Raw genomic sequence first — 15015 nt, 5'->3', positions numbered from 1 at the left:
CAGCACCACAACTGACCGCCCTGGGAGCGTATTTGCTCCATTCACTACCCCGCGGTGCCGAGATTCTCCCCTTGTGTGGCTGATTTCAGGGTTGATGACCCGTCGAGGGATCGAACACATGACGGAAAGGCGAACGGCGTCCGGTCCGGAAGGGAATCCGGACCGGACGCCGTGCGCAGGTGAGTTCTGTGCCCCGGGGGACCTGAGTGGCGACAGGGGCCACCGGGCTCCGGGGCGCGAAGGACCCGGTGGTCAGTCGTTGGCGACCACGGGGTAGCGCGGCTCGTTCTCGGCCATCTGCCGCAGCGCGTCCTTGCGTTCCCGCTTGGACAGCCGGTCGATGTAGAGGTAGCCGTAGAGATGGTCGGTCTCGTGCTGCAAACACCGTGCGAAGTAGCCGGTGCCGCGTACCTTGACCGGGTTGCCCTGCTCGTCCTGGCCGGTCACCTCGGCGTAGTCGGGCCGGGCCAGCGGAGCGTACGCGGTGGGTACCGACAGGCAGCCCTCGTTGGTGTCGTCCAGCCGGCGCTTTTCGGCGGGCAGTTCGACCAGCTTGGGGTTGCAGACCACCCCGGCGTGACGCACACCTTCGTCGTCCGGGCAGTCGTAGACGAAGACCTTCAGGTCGACGCCGATCTGGTTCGCGGCCAGCCCCACGCCCTCCGCGGTGCGCTGGCTGGCGAACATGTCCGCGACCAGCTGCTGGAGCTCGGGGCCGAAGTCGGTGACGTCCCTGCACTCCTTGTGCAGCACCGGGTTGCCGACCACGGTGATCGGTCGCGAGGTGCCTCGCTCGACCCAGGCGGCCTCGCGCTCGGCGCAGTCCTCCGTGTCGATGACGTACCCCTCGTCGTCGACGGGGAGCACGCCCGCGTGCTGCTGATCGGTGTCCTGCTGAGCCATGACCGACGTACGCCTTCCTGGAAAACATGGGGGATGGTGCTGATACAGGGTACGGTGACCGGCCGCCCCGCCGGCCCCGGTCCCCGACGCGGTCTGCGCCCGGCGCGCGGCCCCGGCAGCCGGCCTAACAAACCTCTTCCAGGTCCCGCCAGTCGCGTGAGTCCGGGCTGTCCGCGACCCAGCCGTCCAGCAGGCCGCGGACCAGCGAGGCGGGTGCGGCGAGCCCGCACTCCCGCTCCGGCACCCACAGCTGCCCGTCGGTGCGGTGACCGAGCGGCCCGGGGTGTCCGGGCTCGCTGTGGTCGTGCGGGTCGAGGTGCTCGCCCTCGCCCTCGTCGGACGGCATCCGGGACTCCGAGCACATCCGGCACAGCAGCCGCACCGAGGACGACCAGTCCTCGGCGGCGAATCCCGCGTCCGCGGCCAGCTGCTCCAGTGCGTCCCGGTCGGCCTCGCCGGCGGCCTCCAGCAGGACCACCCAGGTCGGCACGGGTGAGGGCGCCCACAGCTCGATCTCGTCGAACACCGGGTAGGTGTGTCCGGCGACCGTGCTCCGCTCGCCGTGCGGCACCCCGTCGTGCAGGACGACCTCGCCCCAGCGGCGGCCGGAGGACGGCAGCGGAATGGACAGCACCTCGATCCGCGCGGGGTCCAGTCGCCGCCCCCAGACGACCTCGGCCTCCCCCTCCGGGGACAGCCGTACGGCCGCACTGCCCAGGTCCATGCCGAGCGGCTCACCCGAGCCGGTGGGGCTCCCGGGCACCCGGAGCCCGTAGGCCTGCCAGGCGCGGCGGGCCAGCGGCCAGTCCTGCAGGGCGGTGGCGGCGATGCCGACGTTCCACCAGTCGGGCGCCCCGGCGTCCCGGTCGAGCAGCGCGACGGCCCTGAGGCCCGCCGCCCGTGCCTGCTCCCAGTCGTGCCGGAACTTGTGCAGCAGCGCGAGGTTGAACCAGGACTCCGACAGCCAGGGTTCCAGATCGGCGGCCCGGGTCAGCAGCGCGCCCGCGTCCTCGTACCGGCCGTCGCCGATGAGTGTGAACGCGCGGTCCGTGGCCTGCCGCCAGGAGGCGGAGGGCCGGTTCCGTCCCTTGCCGAAGATCCTCACGATTCCCGCCTGCCAGTTCCGTTCGGTGGGCGGCCTAGCCCCCCGGACACCGTCTCCTTCGCATCCAACCACGTACGGCCGGAACGGCGCTCATTACCCATGGGTTACCCAGCCCCGGGCCGGGTAAGACCGTCCCGTTCGCGGCTCTCGCCGCGCTCGGCACCCGCCCTCGCACCCCGGCGCCGTCCCCGTGCCGATGTCCCCATTCCCTCAGATTCCCTCAGGTCGCATACCGGTCTCCGTGTTCTCCGAGGTCCCTGCGTTCCCGGGACAACACCCGGGCCAGTGATTCGACGACCTGGGGCGCGTACTCCCCGGCGGCACCCAGCCGCAGTTCCTCCAGTGCCGTGAGCGGCCCGCCGGGCCCTCCTGCCCGGGACTTCTCGTCGTACGCGTTCACCACCCGGACGATCCGCGCGGCCAGCGGCTGCTCCCGGTGGGGGTCGGCCTGCCGCTCCACGATCCCCGCCACCCGCGGATCCACGCCGGTCTGGCGGACCACCGCGCCGCCGAGGAGGGCGATCCGCCGCTGTTCCGGGACGGGCAGGGCGGCGGTGGCGCCCACGGGCACCGGGTCGACGAGGCTGAGCTGGCCGATGTCGTGCATCAGGGCGGCGTACTCCAGCACCGTCAGGTCGGGTTCGGTCAGCCCCAGGTCCCGGCCCACCGACTGGCTGAGTTCGGCGACCCTGCGGGCGTGCCCGGCCGGGGTGCAGCCGGCGATCTCGGTGGCCCGCGCGAGGGAGGTGATGGTCTGCCGGTAGGTCGCCCGGACCGCGGCGTACCGCCGGTAGGACAGCTGCGCGAGCAGCAGCGGCACGGACAGGAGGGGCAGTGCCCAGAGTCCCACGACCGCGACGCCGAGTGCCATCACCGCGCCCGTCGCGACGACGGCGGCCCCGATGCCGGGCAGGGCCCGCAGCTCGTCGCGCAGCGCCGGCGGGAAGGGCCGGCCGGTGCGGGAGTGGGCCAGTGCGGCGGCGAGCACGGCGTCGCAGAGCGTGGACAGGGACAGCAGGGCGAGCAGCAGCAGCGCGTGGGCGGAGCCGCCCCAGTCGTCGAACGTTCCTCGGCCGTAGAGGGGCTGGAAGCACACGGCGACGAACCCGACGGTGAGTGTCCGGCGGGCCAGGTGGTCGCGGGCGGGGCCGGGGCCGCGCCCGACGTGCGGCACGCTGCCGAGCAGGGAGCCGGCGAGGACCACGGTGACGATCTGGGCCGCGTCGTGGTGGGTGGACCGCCCGTCGGCCTCACCGAGCAGCGCGTACGCCAGTGCTCCGGCGGCGGCGAGCGGTGCGGCCTGACGGATGTGCGGCCCGTTGTGCCGGGTGAGTTCGCCGGCGGCCACGAGCACCCCGAAGGCGAGGGCGATGCCCCGTTCCGTGATCCCGGTCCACAGGGTGGCGCCGAGACAGCCGGTGGCGAGCACGGCGGCGCATGCGTGCACGAGGGTGTGCAGCCGGAGGCTCATCGGCGGGCCCGGGGCTGGTCGGCGACGGGTCCGGCAGAGCCGGGGGCGGCGTCGGGAGCGGGGGTGGGGGCCGGTGCGGGGGCGGGCGGGTCGGGGGGCCGGACGTCCTCGGCCGTCACCGCGGGATGCCAGCCGGCTCGGCCGATCGCCCGTACCAGCGCTTCCACCATGCGCGGGTCGAAGTGGGCGCCCGCACACCGCTGGAGCTCCTCCAGCGCCACGGGCACCGGCCGGGCCCTGCTGTAGGACCGGGTGGAGGTCATCGCGTCGAAGGCGTCGGCGACGGCCACCACCCGTGCGGACTCCGGGATCTGACCGCCCGCCAGCCCGTAGGGGTAGCCGCTTCCGTCCAGCCGCTCGTGATGGTGCAGCACCGCCGCGCGGGCCTCACCCAGGAAGGAGATCCCCCGCACCATCTCGTGCCCGTACTCGGGGTGCAGCTCGATCACCCGCCGCTCCTCGGGGGTCAGCGGTCCGTTCTTGGTGAGCAGCCGGGTGGGCACACCGAGCTTGCCGACATCGTGCAGGATGCCCGCGAAGCGCAGCACCTCGGTCCGTTCGTCGTCCATGCCGAGCTCACGCGCGATCATCGTGGAGGCCTGCCCGACCCGCTCACTGTGCCCGCGCGTGTACCCGTCCTTGATGTCGACGGCCTGCACGAGTGCGCGGATCGTCGCCTGGTGGGCGGCCCGCTCCCGGTGGTACTGGGCGAACGCCCACCACGAGACACACATCGGCAGCAGTACGAGCAGCGCGGCCACCGGCCCGTAGGGGCTGCGCCACAGCAGGGCCATCATCAGTCCGGCGAGCCCGTGCACGGTGACCGGCGCGAGCGACCGCAGGAACTGCCGCCACCAGGCGGCCGGGCTCCCGCGCCAGAGCGGCACGCCGGCCGTGAGCGCCACGATGCCGCGGTCCAGCAGGGTGAGGAGCAGGCAGAACACCAGCACCGAGGCGCCGACCGCGCCCAGCGCCGCCGGCACGTCACCGGCCGCGACCGCGTTCCGGCCGCCGGCCGCCTGGTGCGCCCGGCTCGCGGCCCACACGGCGAGCGTCAGCTGAGCGGCCCGCCAGATCCGCCGCGCGAGGAACGGCCGCTGCTCCACCGGAGTGAGCAGCGCGCCGGGCAGCGCGACCAGCGCGGCAGCGGACGGCGGCAGCAGGAAGGCCGCGGCCAGCAGCACGGGATGGAAGGTGCCGCCCGGATTCGGGACACCGAGGTACCGGGACCGGACGAGGTACTCACAGCATGCGTACAGCACGGCGAGCGAGGCGAACTCACGCCAGGGAACGTGCGGCATCTGCAGGCCGTGCACGGCCTGCGCGACGTGCGGCGGCAGCAGACAGAGCAGGCCCGCCACGGCGACACCGGCCACATACACGCGGGCCCGCGTCGGTAACGCCTCCATGAGCCCCTCCCCCCGACCGTGCCTGCCGCGCTCGACGGCCTGCCGTCTGTCAGGTTCTGGAGCCTAGGGGGGCGAACGACGCTTCTGCGGGCCCAGAGTCCGCGGATTAGCACGTACGGGTGACGTCGCTCCCCTTTCGGGGGATGTTTTCGGGGAACGGTTTCCAGATCGGCCGGAGTCGGGCTGCCATACGACCGGTCGGGCGGCCGGTCTCAGGACTCCTGCGGCGTGGCCTGCGGAACCTGGGACGGCTCGGAGGCCTGGGGGGCCTGGGCCGGAGAAGCCGTGACGTCCTGATCGGGAACGGCCTGGCCGGAGCGGATCAGGTCGATTCGGCCCATGACCTTGGACCGCAGGTCGCCCGGCACGTCGTCATGCCCGCAGCACCGCTTGACCAGCTTCTTCACCGCTTGCTCGAGCCCGTACTTCTCGAGGCACGGCGAGCATTCCTCGAAGTGGTGCTCGAACTTCACGCAGTCGGCATCCGGCATCTCACGGTCGAGGAACTCGTAGAGATGGTCGAGGATCTCGCTGCAATCCGTCTCGTGCGGCTCTCCGCAGCTCATGACCCCGAGCCTTTCGCTTCGTTCGACTGTCCGGCGCCCGCCGGGACCAGTCCGCGCTCGCGCGCGTAGTCCTCGAGCATGCCGCGCAGTTGGCGGCGGCCACGGTGCAGCCGGGACATCACGGTACCGATGGGTGTGCCCATGATGTCGGCGATCTCCTTGTAGGCAAAGCCCTCGACGTCCGCGAGATACACGGCGATGCGGAACTCCTCGGGAATCGCCTGGAGCGCTTCCTTGACGTCCGAGTCGGGCAGGTGGTCGAGCGCCTGCGACTCCGCCGAGCGCAGACCGGTCGACATGTGCGACGCGGCACGCGCGATCTGCCAGTCCTCGATCTCCTCGGCGCCGCTGCGCTGCGGTTCACGCTGCTTCTTGCGGTACGAGTTGATGAAGGTGTTGGTGAGGATCCGGTACAGCCACGCCTTGAGGTTCGTGCCTTCGCGGAACTGGTGGAAGGACGCGTACGCCTTGGCGTACGTCTCCTGGACCAGGTCCTCGGCGTCCGCCGGGTTGCGCGTCATGCGCAGTGCGGCCGAGTACATCTGGTCGAGGAATTCGAGGGCGTCCCGCTCGAAGCGCGCGTTGCGCTCCGCGGGCGATTCGGCGCTCTTGTCGCCCCTGCCGCCCCGGCCCTCGGGCTGCTCCGCCTGGCCGTGTTCGGTCCCTGCGCCGGTACCGGGAACCGGACCCACCTCCTCCAGAGTCGTCGTGCGACCCAAAGCGGTCCCACTCGAATCGGAGGATAGACGACGATCCGGTCCGCCCGCCGCCCGAACAGGGGCGGTCCTGGCCGCGTGCAGCACCGTCCAGTCCAGGTCGGCACGGCTGCTGCGCCTCGGGCAATACGTCGACCCCATGCGGCGGACTCCCTCTCCTACGACGTCGGTGCCGGTGACCGGCGAATACGTCCGGGTCAACAGCGCGGAGGGCCGGGACATTCCCGAAGCTTTACCCGCGGGGGTCGGGCCGCCGCCGTCCGAGGGCGTCGACCCACCGCACGACCGCGTCGGTGACGACCGTCAGGGCCTCGTCCTGCGTGATGTCCGCCCGCTTGGGAACGCCGAGGCCGTGGTCACCGTGGGCCACCTCGACCAGTTCGTACGCCCACCCGTCTCCCACCACCGCCCTCGCGCGGGCGTTCCCCCGGAGCTGAACGCCCGAGGGGGCCCCCGGTGCACGGCCCCTCCCGTACTCGGGGAACTCCCCGGGCTTGCCGAACGGATCGTTGCCGCCCTGCACGACGAGGGTGGGGACCGCGGCGCCGAGCAGTTCCCCGGCGCGGGACTTCTCCGGCCTGCCCGGCGGGTGCAGGGGGAAGCTGAGGGCGAGTACGGCATGGGCGCCCAGTTCGCCGGCGGTCCGGCACGCGACGCGGGCTCCGGCGCTGCGCCCGCCCGAGATCACCGGCAGGCCCGGCTCCGTCAGTGCGGGCCAGATGCCCCGCCAGGCGAGGTCCAGGGTCTTCGGCGCGGGCGCCACCTTCCTTCCGGCCACCCGCCAGGGCTGCTCGACCAGGGCCACGGTCACTCCGTGCGCGGGGAGCACGGCGGCCAGGGCCTTCAGGTCGTGCGCCTCGATGCCGCCGCCGGCGCCGTGACCCAGCGCGAGGACGAGGCGTGGGGCGTGCCGGGCAGGGTGCCAGGTGATGCGGGCGGGGCCGGCTTCCGTCTCGACGGTCTCGACGGTCTCGACGGCTCCGGCCTCGACGGCTTCGGCGGCCTCGACCGAAGGCTCCTTGTTCACTTCCGCCAGGTTCGCCGCGTTCATCACGTTCGTCACATCAGAAGAGTGTGCCCTCTTCCGGTGCGGCCAGCTCATTCAGTAGCTCCGGGCCGTTGTTGCGGACGTTACTGACCGCCGTGGAGACCGGGAAGGCGCGCATCAGACCGGGGGGCGGCGGGGCGAGCAGCCCGCGCAGGTCCTCGGTGTCGGTCCGGGAGGGGTCCAGCCAGGCGTCCCACCGGTCCGGCGTGAGCATCAGCGGCATCCGCGGGTGGATGTCGGCCAGGGCCCGCGGGCCCTCCTCCGGCGGCACCGCGAGCGGCGTGGTCTCCGCCTCGGTGGTGATGACGGAGCACGTCACCCACCAGGCCCGCGGGTGGTCGTCCGGCAGCGTCCGGTCCCGCCAGAACTCGTACAGTCCGGCCATCGCGAACACCGAACCGTCGGCCGGCGTCACGAAGTACGGCTGCTTGCGGGGGCGTTTCCTCTTGCCCTCGACCTCCAGTTCCCGCTCCTGCGTGCCGGTGACCCACTCGTAGTAGCCGTCGGCGGGCAGGATGCAGCGGCGGGTGGCGAAGGCGCGGCGGTAGGAGGGCTTCTCGTGCACGGTCTCCGCGCGTGCGTTGATCATCCGGGCCCCGCCCTCGGGCGTCTTGGCCCAGGACGGCACGAGGCCCCATTTCAGCTTCCGCAGCTGCCGAACCGGCCGCGGGTCGTCCGCGTCCTTCACCACGCGGTCCAGGACGGCGAAGACCTCTTTGGTGGGGGCCACGTTGTAGTCGGGCTCCAGGGTCTCCTCCGGCTCCCACTTCTGGATTTCGAAGATCTCCACGAGATCCTCGGGCCTGCGACTCGCTGCATACCGTCCGCACATACGTGCAACACTGCCAGGCCCACCCGTCTCCCGGCCACCACCCCTCAACGAGGCGTTCCGCGCCGCCCCCTCCGGTCCGCGACCCCGAGGAGCCCCCACCGAACATGGACAGCACCGCATCCGTCTCGCTCGCCTCGCTCTGGGACGAGGTGTCCGGCACCCAGCCCGACCCGGAACTGTGGGTGGTGATCGCCACACTGGCCGCCGCGCTCGTCGTCGTCACACCGCACGGGCTGTGGCGGCTCTCCCGCAACGCCATCACCATCGCCCACGAGGGCGGCCACGGCCTCGTGGCACTGCTCACCGGCCGCACGCTCACGGGGATACGCCTCCACTCGGACACCAGCGGCCTGACCGTCAGCCGCGGCAAGCCGACCGGCATCGGCATGATCCTCACCGCCGCGGCCGGCTACACCGCTCCCCCGCTGCTGGGACTCGGCGGCGCGGCACTGCTGGGCACCGGGCGCATCACCCTGCTGCTGTGGCTGGCCACGCTGCTACTCATCGCGATGCTGGTGATGATCCGCAATGCGTACGGGGCGTTGACGGTACTGGTGACCGGCGCCACCTTCGTCCTGGTGTCCTGGGTGGCGGGCCCCCAGGTCCAGGCGGCGTTCGCGTACGCCGTGGTGTGGTTCCTGCTGCTCGGCGGGGTGCGTCCGGCCTTCGAACTCCAGGCGAAGCGGGCGCGCGGGGGTGCGGGGGACTCGGACGCGGACCAGTTGTCCCGGCTGACGCACGTACCGGCGGGGCTGTGGCTGTTCCTGTTCCACGCCGTGTCGCTGTGTGCGCTGCTCGGCGGGGGACGGTGGCTGCTGGGGCTTTGACGCCGGAGGTGCCGGGGAACCCGACCCGGAGGTCCCGGGCACGCCCGGCGGTCGGGGCCCCCACTAAAGTGGGGCGCATGACCGCTAACCCTGCGCACACCGCCCTTTGGCCCGCCCCGCACGCAAGCGGAGCCGTCGACGCGACGGTCCACGTGCCCGGATCGAAGTCGGTCACCAACCGTGCCCTCGTGCTCGCCGCCCTCGCCTCCGAGCCCGGCTGGCTGCGCCGTCCGCTCCGCTCCCGCGACACGCTGCTGATGGCGGGCGCGCTGCGGGCCATGGGCATCGAGATCGAGGAGGGTGTGGGCCCCGACGGCACCGGTGAGGCCTGGCGGGTGCTGCCCACGGGCCTGCGCGGCCCGGCCACCGTCGACGTCGGGAACGCCGGCACGGTGATGCGGTTCCTCCCCCCGGTCGCCGCCCTCGCCGACGGTCCCGTCCGCTTCGACGGCGACCCCCGTTCCCACGAGCGCCCGCTGAACGGCGTCATCGACGCGCTGCGTCACCTCGGTGCCCGGATCGACGACGACGGCCGCGGCGCGCTGCCGCTGACCGTGCACGGCGGCGGCACCCTGGACGGCGGCACCGTGTCGGTGGACGCGTCCTCGTCGTCGCAGTTCGTCAGTGCCCTGCTGCTGTCCGCGCCGCGCTTCAACCAGGGCGTCGAGGTCCGGCACACCGGTTCGACGCTCCCCTCCCTGCCCCACATCCGGATGACCGTCGACATGCTCCGCGCGGTGGGCGCCCAGGTGGACACCCCCGAGTCGGGCGGTGAGCCCAACGTCTGGCGGGTCACCCCGGGGGCCCTGCTCGGACGGGACCTGACGATCGAGCCTGACCTGTCCAACGCGCAGCCGTTCCTCGCGGCGGCGCTGGTGACCGGTGGCCGGGTCGTCATCCCGGACTGGCCCGCCCGCACCACCCAGGGCGGTGACAGGCTGCGGGAGATCTTCACCGACATGGGCGGTTCCTGTGAGCTGACCGAGTACGGACTCGTGTTCACCGGTTCCGGGTCGATCCACGGCATCGACGTGGACCTCGGCGAAGTCGGCGAGCTGGCGCCGGGTGTCGCCGCCGTCGCGGCCCTCGCGGACTCGCCGTCCACCCTGCGCGGCGTGGCCCACCTCCGGCTGCACGAGACGGACCGCCTGGCCGCGCTCACCAAGGAGATCAACGAGCTCGGCGGTGACGTCACCGAGACCGCCGACGGCCTGCACATCCGCCCCCGCCCGCTGCACGGCGGCGTCTTCCACACCTACGAGGACCACCGCATGGCGACCGCCGGGGCGGTCATCGGCCTCGCGGTGGAGGGCGTGCGGATCGAGAACGTGGCGACGACGGCGAAGACCCTGCCGGACTTCCCCGACCTGTGGACCGGGATGCTCGGGGCATAGGAACGCAGACGATGCGCCGCTACGGCAAGCACACAGACGAGGACGACATCCGCTCCCGCCCGAACCGCAAGGGCAACCGGCCGCGCACCCACATCCGGCCCAAGCACGAGGACGCCGCGGAGGGCCTGGTCCTCACCGTCGACCGGGGCCGGCTGACCTGCCTCGTCGAGGACCGGACCGTGCTCGCCATGAAGGCCCGGGAGCTGGGCCGCAAGGCGGCGGTGGTCGGTGACCGGGTGGCGATCGTCGGCGACCTCTCGGGCAGGAAGGACACACTCGCGCGGATCGTCCGCATCGCCGAGCGGACGTCGGTACTGCGCCGTACCGCGGACGACGACGACCCCTACGAGCGGGTCGTCGTCGCCAACGCCGACCAGCTGGCCGTCGTCACCGCCCTCGCCGACCCCGAGCCCCGCCCGCGCCTGATCGACCGCTGCCTGGTCGCGGCGTACGACGGTGGGCTGACCCCGCTGCTGGTGCTGACCAAGTCGGACCTCGCACCGCCCGACAAGCTGCTGGAGCTGTACGGCGACCTCGACATCCCGTACGTCGTCACCAGCCGGGCGGAACTGGAGAGCGGCGCGGCGGCCGACCGGGTGCGGGAGCAGTTGGAGGGCCGGATCACGGCGTTCGTGGGGCACTCCGGGGTCGGTAAGACGACGCTGGTGAACGCGCTGGTGCCGGAGGAGCGGCGGCGTTCGACCGGACATGTCAACGCGGTGACGGGGCGTGGGCGCCATACGACGACGTCCGCCCTGGCACTGCCCCTGTCGGGCGCGGAGGGATGGGTGGTCGACACCCCCGGGGTGCGGTCGTTCGGCCTCGCCCATGTCGATCCGTCCCGGGTCATCCACGCCTTCCCCGATCTGGAGCCGGGTACGGAGGGCTGCCCGCGCGCGTGCAGTCACGACGAACCGGACTGCGCGCTGGACGCCTGGGTCGCCGAGGGGCACGCGGACCCGGCGCGCCTGTACTCGCTGCGGAGGCTGCTGGCGACGCGGGAGCGCACGGAAGGCGACTGAGCCGGAGCGGCCGGAAGCGGCCGGATCCCCTCGAGCCACGACGCGGAGTCGTCGGCCCTCGCGTGTTTGTCATGGCGTGCGGACGGTAAGTGCATAATCGCACCGAGCCGGATCCGAAGCCGTCGAATCCGGCGAAGCGGTCACCGGCGGCGGGGACAACGGGAGGACGACACATGGCGTGGCTCATGGTCGTGGTGGCCGGGTTACTGGAGACCGGGTTCGCCGTGTGTCTGAAGCTGTCCCACGGCTTCACACGGCTGTGGCCGACGGTCGCCTTCTGCGCGTTCGCGCTGGGCAGCTTCGGCCTGCTGACCCTGTCCCTGAAGAAACTCGACGTCGGGCCGGCGTACGCCGTGTGGACGGGAATCGGGGCGGCGGGGACGGCGATCTACGGGATGGTGTTCCTGGGCGACCTGGTGTCGACGCTGAAGGTCGTGTCGATCTCCCTCGTGATCATCGGAGTGATCGGGCTGCAGCTGTCGGGATCGGCGCGGTGAGCGCAGAACGCCGTCCGTCATGAGCATGCGTCGCACGCGACGCTACGGAACCGGCTGACGGTTCAGGGCACTGCGGACCAGGTCGGCGATGCCGCCCTCGGTCGGCGGCGGTGCGGCGACACAGGACAGAGCCAGGCGTACCACCAGCTCACAGGAGCGGGCCAGCTCGGCGGTGTCGGTCCCGGGCGCCCCGGGGCCGGCCAGGACGGCCACGGCGCGGTCGCGGACGAGGGCCACGAGGTCGACGGGCGAGGGCAGGGGGCCGTCGGCGCGGCGCTGGGCGGGCACGGCGGAGCCGGACCGGACCGGCGCCAGGGCCGGGGAGGGCAGGCGCTCGCTCCAGCAGCCGGTGAGCATGGCGCGGACCAGGGCGTTCCCGGCGGCCGTGGCGGCGGTCCACTCGGCGACCGCGGTGAGCCGGCCGCGGGGGTCGTGGTGGACGGTGAGGGCGCGGTCGACGCCGGCGAGGTAGCCGTCGGCCTCCCTGCGGACCAGGGCCCTGGCGAGTCCGTCCTTGCTGCCGAACTCGTTGTAGAGGGTCTGCCGGGACACCCCGGCGGCCGCGGCCACGTCCACCATCCGCACCGCGGACCACGGACGACGCGCGAGTGCCGTGCAAGCGGCGTCCAGCAGAGATTCCCGCGCTGCAGGCATCGTCGCCTCCCTCGGGGCGGGCGAGTGGCTCTGCGCTTCAGATTTGACGCGCCGCCGGGCACTGTCAAGGGTTCGCGTGGGGTGCGGAGTTCCGGTGCCGCGGGGGCGTCCCGGCCGCTCGGCCGGTACGCGACCCGCGCACTCCCCGCGCACGATCCGTACACGGCGGCGCACAGTGGGCGCAGCCCCGCAAACCCGAGGTGGCCCTGGCCCCACCTCGGCAGATACGGTTCGTTGCATGCCCGACTACCTTGACGACCTGCGTCTCGCCCACGTCCTCGCGGACGCCGCCGACGCCGCGACGATGGACCGGTTCAAGGCCCTCGACCTCAAGGTGGAGACCAAACCGGACATGACGCCGGTGACCGAGGCGGACAAGGGCGCGGAGGACGTCATCCGCGGCCACCTGAAGCGTGCCCGCCCGAGGGACGCGATCCTCGGCGAGGAGTACGGGGTGGAGGGCACGGGGCCGCGACGCTGGGTGATCGATCCGATCGACGGCACCAAGAACTACGTACGCGGCGTCCCGGTCTGGGCCACGCTGATCGCACTGATGGAGGCCGGAGAGGGGGGCTTCCAGCCCGTCGTCGGGCTCGTCTCGGCTCCCGCTCTGGGCCGCCGCTGGTGGGCCGCGCAGGGGCACGGAGCCTTCACCGGCCGCAGCCTGTCCCAGGCCTCCCGGCTCCAGGTGTCCGGGGTCTCCAAGCTCTCCGACGCCTCCTTCGCGTACTCCTCGCTCAGCGGCTGGGAAGAGCAGGGACGCCTGGACGGCTTCCTCGACCTCACCCGCGAGGTGTGGCGCACGCGCGCGTACGGCGACTTCTGGCCGTACATGATGGTCGCCGAGGGTTCGGTGGACATGTGCGCGGAACCGGAGCTGTCCCTCTGGGACATGGCGGCCACCGCGATCGTGGTCACCGAGGCCGGCGGCAGCTTCACCGGGCTCGACGGCCGCCCCGGACCGCACAGCGGCAACGCCGCCGCCTCGAACGGGCTGCTGCACGACGAGCTGCTGGGCTATCTCAACCAGCGCTACTGACGTGCGCCCGAGGGTGCGCCCTCATTCGCCGCACACGCCCTCTTGTTGGCGCCCGCTTTGCCTGCGACTGTGAGAGTCCCCCCGCTTGTGAGTTTGTGAAACCGTGAACCAGCGGACCGGCCCGAGGTCCGGCGGCACGGTTTCCGGTAGGAGGTGGCTCCATCCCATGCTCGTCCGCGACGCCATGAGCACGGTGGTCCTCACCATCGGCCCCGCCCACACGCTCCGCCAGGCCGCCGCCCTGATGTCCACCCGTCGCGTCGGCGCGGCCGTGGTCCTCGACCCCGACGGCACCGGCATCGGCATTCTCACCGAACGCGACATCCTCGACTCCCTAGGGCTGGGGCAGGACCCGGACTCCGAGCACGCCCACTCCCACACCACGACCGACGTCGTCTTCGCCACCCCGTCCTGGAGCCTCGAGGACGCCGCTCACGCCATGACGCGCGGCGGCTTCCGCCATCTGATCGTCCTGGAGCGGGGCGAGCCCGTCGGCATCGTCTCGGTGCGCGACATCATCCGCTGCTGGGCCTCCGTACGACAGCAGGCCACCCAGCGCACGCCGGCGTAACCGACGGGCCGGACCCGGAAGGGGGTCCGGCCCGTCGCAACGGCAAGCGGTCCAGCGCTGGAATCAGCCGCACAGGGCCTGGACCGCGGCTTCCAGCCGCTTGCCGAAGCATTTACCCTTGGCCAAAGCCAGCGCCGGTCCCACAATGGACAATGTCTAAGTCAAGCAACGCTCCAAAGTCACACCCGTTCGGGACCTGGTCCCCCTAGCTGTTAGGCTGGTGTCCATGAGCGACCTTCTGGAACGACTGCGCGGACGTGGATGGCGGATGACCGCACAGCGTCGTGTGGTGGCCGAGGTCCTTGACGGCGATCACGTCCATCTGACAGCCGACGAGGTGCACGCCAGGGCCGTCACCCGGCTGCCGGAGATCTCCCGAGCGACCGTCTACAACACCCTGGGCGAACTGGTCACCCTCGGTGAGGTGGTGGAAGTCGCCACGGACAAACGAGCCAAGCGTTACGACCCGAACGCCCACCGACCGCACCACCACCTGGTGTGCGCGCAGTGCGGCGCGATCCGGGACGTGCACCCGACGGGCAACCCGCTGGCCGACCTCCCCGAGACCGAGCGCTTCGGCTTCACGATCTCGAGCGTCGAGATGACGTATCGGGGTGTCTGCCCGAACTGCGCCGCAGCATGAGGCACCCGGCCTGCGCCGCCCTCAGACGTACGAAAAAGCCCCGGCAGCACGCCGGGGCTTTTTCGTACGTCTGAGGGGGCTTTCGCGCTCCTCTGGGGCCCGCGCAGGGACATGCGCCGAGGGCCGGAACCCTTTCGGATTCCGGCCCTCGGCCTTCAGTAGCGGGGACAGGATTTGAACCTGCGACCTCTGGGTTATGAGCCCAGCGAGCTACCGAGCTGCTCCACCCCGCGTCGATGAATGCAACGTTACGTCAAGGGTGTGGACGGAAGCAAATCCCTTTCCGTGGAGGCCATGAGCCCTTGAGGGCCATGAGCC

The 15015-nt window shown here is 72.0% G+C and carries 16 protein-coding genes and 1 tRNA gene; 7 read left to right on the top strand and 10 right to left on the bottom strand.

Annotated elements, in window-relative coordinates:
- Positions 1 to 252: 252 nt before the first annotated feature.
- The 8 genes from def to AB0I73_RS22650 all read right to left on the bottom strand — a co-directional run bounded on the left by def (position 253) and on the right by AB0I73_RS22650 (position 8050).
- Entirely contained in the window at positions 253 to 903 is a 651-nt protein-coding gene (gene def / locus AB0I73_RS22685) for a peptide deformylase (protein ID WP_363040051.1), read from the bottom strand.
- Between the two features lie 124 nt (positions 904 to 1027).
- A complete protein-coding gene (locus AB0I73_RS22680) occupies positions 1028 to 2008 on the bottom strand; it encodes a hypothetical protein (RefSeq protein WP_363040049.1) in 981 nt (326 codons plus the stop codon).
- 220 nt (positions 2009 to 2228) lie between these two features.
- Positions 2229 to 3479 carry an HD domain-containing protein gene (locus AB0I73_RS22675; protein ID WP_363040047.1) on the bottom strand — a complete coding sequence of 417 codons (1251 nt, stop codon included), beginning with the start codon at positions 3477 to 3479 and terminating at the stop codon, positions 2229 to 2231.
- Positions 3476 to 4888 carry an HD-GYP domain-containing protein gene (locus AB0I73_RS22670; protein WP_363040045.1) on the bottom strand — a complete coding sequence of 471 codons (1413 nt, stop codon included), beginning with the start codon at positions 4886 to 4888 and terminating at the stop codon, positions 3476 to 3478. The genes AB0I73_RS22675 and AB0I73_RS22670 overlap by 4 nt, the downstream gene beginning before the upstream one ends.
- 212 nt (positions 4889 to 5100) lie before the next feature.
- Positions 5101 to 5454 (bottom strand): mycothiol system anti-sigma-R factor, encoded by a 354-nt coding sequence (gene rsrA / locus AB0I73_RS22665; protein WP_363040043.1) that lies wholly within the window; start codon positions 5452 to 5454, stop codon positions 5101 to 5103.
- Positions 5451 to 6146 carry a sigma-70 family RNA polymerase sigma factor gene (locus AB0I73_RS22660; protein WP_202277912.1) on the bottom strand — a complete coding sequence of 232 codons (696 nt, stop codon included), beginning with the start codon at positions 6144 to 6146 and terminating at the stop codon, positions 5451 to 5453. The genes rsrA and AB0I73_RS22660 overlap by 4 nt, the downstream gene beginning before the upstream one ends.
- A gap of 256 nt (positions 6147 to 6402) precedes the next feature.
- The gene (locus AB0I73_RS22655) at positions 6403 to 7221 is read right to left on the bottom strand and encodes an alpha/beta family hydrolase (protein WP_363040100.1); all 819 of its coding nucleotides are present in this window, start codon (positions 7219 to 7221) and stop codon (positions 6403 to 6405) included.
- A gap of 13 nt (positions 7222 to 7234) precedes the next feature.
- Positions 7235 to 8050 carry an SOS response-associated peptidase gene (locus tag AB0I73_RS22650; protein WP_363040041.1) on the bottom strand — a complete coding sequence of 272 codons (816 nt, stop codon included), beginning with the start codon at positions 8048 to 8050 and terminating at the stop codon, positions 7235 to 7237.
- A gap of 104 nt (positions 8051 to 8154) precedes the next feature.
- Here AB0I73_RS22650 and AB0I73_RS22645 point away from each other — a divergent pair, with 104 nt between their 5' ends.
- The 4 genes from AB0I73_RS22645 (at position 8155) to AB0I73_RS22630 (ending at position 11790) form a co-directional block, all read left to right on the top strand.
- A complete protein-coding gene (locus tag AB0I73_RS22645) occupies positions 8155 to 8877 on the top strand; it encodes a M50 family metallopeptidase (protein WP_363040039.1) in 723 nt (240 codons plus the stop codon).
- Positions 8878 to 8954: 77 nt separating this feature from the next.
- The gene (gene aroA / locus AB0I73_RS22640; protein WP_363040037.1) at positions 8955 to 10271 is read left to right on the top strand and encodes a 3-phosphoshikimate 1-carboxyvinyltransferase; all 1317 of its coding nucleotides are present in this window, start codon (positions 8955 to 8957) and stop codon (positions 10269 to 10271) included.
- A gap of 11 nt (positions 10272 to 10282) precedes the next feature.
- Positions 10283 to 11293: a ribosome small subunit-dependent GTPase A gene (gene rsgA, locus AB0I73_RS22635; RefSeq protein WP_363040035.1), complete on the top strand. Its 1011-nt coding sequence runs from the start codon at positions 10283 to 10285 to the stop codon at positions 11291 to 11293.
- Between the two features lie 173 nt (positions 11294 to 11466).
- Positions 11467 to 11790: a multidrug efflux SMR transporter gene (locus AB0I73_RS22630; protein ID WP_363040033.1), complete on the top strand. Its 324-nt coding sequence runs from the start codon at positions 11467 to 11469 to the stop codon at positions 11788 to 11790.
- Positions 11791 to 11832: 42 nt separating this feature from the next.
- Here AB0I73_RS22630 and AB0I73_RS22625 read toward each other — a convergent pair whose 3' ends face one another.
- Positions 11833 to 12444: a helix-turn-helix domain-containing protein gene (locus tag AB0I73_RS22625; protein WP_363040031.1), complete on the bottom strand. Its 612-nt coding sequence runs from the start codon at positions 12442 to 12444 to the stop codon at positions 11833 to 11835.
- A gap of 238 nt (positions 12445 to 12682) precedes the next feature.
- Between AB0I73_RS22625 and hisN the strand changes: the two genes are divergently transcribed.
- The 3 genes from hisN to AB0I73_RS22610 all read left to right on the top strand — a co-directional run bounded on the left by hisN (position 12683) and on the right by AB0I73_RS22610 (position 14697).
- Positions 12683 to 13483 (top strand): histidinol-phosphatase, encoded by an 801-nt coding sequence (gene hisN, locus AB0I73_RS22620; RefSeq protein ID WP_363040029.1) that lies wholly within the window; start codon positions 12683 to 12685, stop codon positions 13481 to 13483.
- A 166-nt stretch (positions 13484 to 13649) separates the two neighbouring features.
- Complete coding sequence (locus AB0I73_RS22615) at positions 13650 to 14054, top strand: CBS domain-containing protein (protein ID WP_363040027.1); 405 nt, start codon at positions 13650 to 13652, stop codon at positions 14052 to 14054.
- A gap of 226 nt (positions 14055 to 14280) precedes the next feature.
- Positions 14281 to 14697 carry a Fur family transcriptional regulator gene (locus AB0I73_RS22610; RefSeq protein WP_363040025.1) on the top strand — a complete coding sequence of 139 codons (417 nt, stop codon included), beginning with the start codon at positions 14281 to 14283 and terminating at the stop codon, positions 14695 to 14697.
- A gap of 159 nt (positions 14698 to 14856) precedes the next feature.
- Here the strand turns inward: AB0I73_RS22610 and AB0I73_RS22605 are convergent.
- Positions 14857 to 14930, bottom strand: a tRNA-Met gene (locus tag AB0I73_RS22605).
- Positions 14931 to 15015 lie beyond the last annotated feature (85 nt).

This window comes from Streptomyces sp. NPDC050388 (assembly GCF_040655635.1).
Taxonomy (GTDB): domain Bacteria; phylum Actinomycetota; class Actinomycetes; order Streptomycetales; family Streptomycetaceae; genus Streptomyces.
Note: the sequence above shows the minus strand (reverse complement) of the source record. Positions and strands in the feature narration are given on the sequence as shown.

Excerpts from the sequence above, each read along its gene's own strand:
- def (WP_363040051.1), bottom strand. The coding sequence starts at position 903 with ATGGCTCAGCAGGACACCGATCAGCAGCACGCGGGCGTGCTCCCCGTC.
- AB0I73_RS22675 (WP_363040047.1), bottom strand. The coding sequence starts at position 3,479 with ATGAGCCTCCGGCTGCACACCCTCGTGCACGCATGCGCCGCCGTGCTC.
- AB0I73_RS22670 (WP_363040045.1), bottom strand. The coding sequence starts at position 4,888 with ATGGAGGCGTTACCGACGCGGGCCCGCGTGTATGTGGCCGGTGTCGCC.
- rsrA (WP_363040043.1), bottom strand. The coding sequence starts at position 5,454 with ATGAGCTGCGGAGAGCCGCACGAGACGGATTGCAGCGAGATCCTCGAC.
- AB0I73_RS22655 (WP_363040100.1), bottom strand. The coding sequence starts at position 7,221 with ATGAACGCGGCGAACCTGGCGGAAGTGAACAAGGAGCCTTCGGTCGAG.
- AB0I73_RS22650 (WP_363040041.1), bottom strand. The coding sequence starts at position 8,050 with ATGTGCGGACGGTATGCAGCGAGTCGCAGGCCCGAGGATCTCGTGGAG.
- AB0I73_RS22645 (WP_363040039.1), top strand. The coding sequence starts at position 8,155 with ATGGACAGCACCGCATCCGTCTCGCTCGCCTCGCTCTGGGACGAGGTG.
- aroA (WP_363040037.1), top strand. The coding sequence starts at position 8,955 with ATGACCGCTAACCCTGCGCACACCGCCCTTTGGCCCGCCCCGCACGCA.
- rsgA (WP_363040035.1), top strand. The coding sequence starts at position 10,283 with ATGCGCCGCTACGGCAAGCACACAGACGAGGACGACATCCGCTCCCGC.
- AB0I73_RS22630 (WP_363040033.1), top strand. The coding sequence starts at position 11,467 with ATGGCGTGGCTCATGGTCGTGGTGGCCGGGTTACTGGAGACCGGGTTC.
- AB0I73_RS22625 (WP_363040031.1), bottom strand. The coding sequence starts at position 12,444 with ATGCCTGCAGCGCGGGAATCTCTGCTGGACGCCGCTTGCACGGCACTC.
- hisN (WP_363040029.1), top strand. The coding sequence starts at position 12,683 with ATGCCCGACTACCTTGACGACCTGCGTCTCGCCCACGTCCTCGCGGAC.
- AB0I73_RS22615 (WP_363040027.1), top strand. The coding sequence starts at position 13,650 with ATGCTCGTCCGCGACGCCATGAGCACGGTGGTCCTCACCATCGGCCCC.
- AB0I73_RS22610 (WP_363040025.1), top strand. The coding sequence starts at position 14,281 with ATGAGCGACCTTCTGGAACGACTGCGCGGACGTGGATGGCGGATGACC.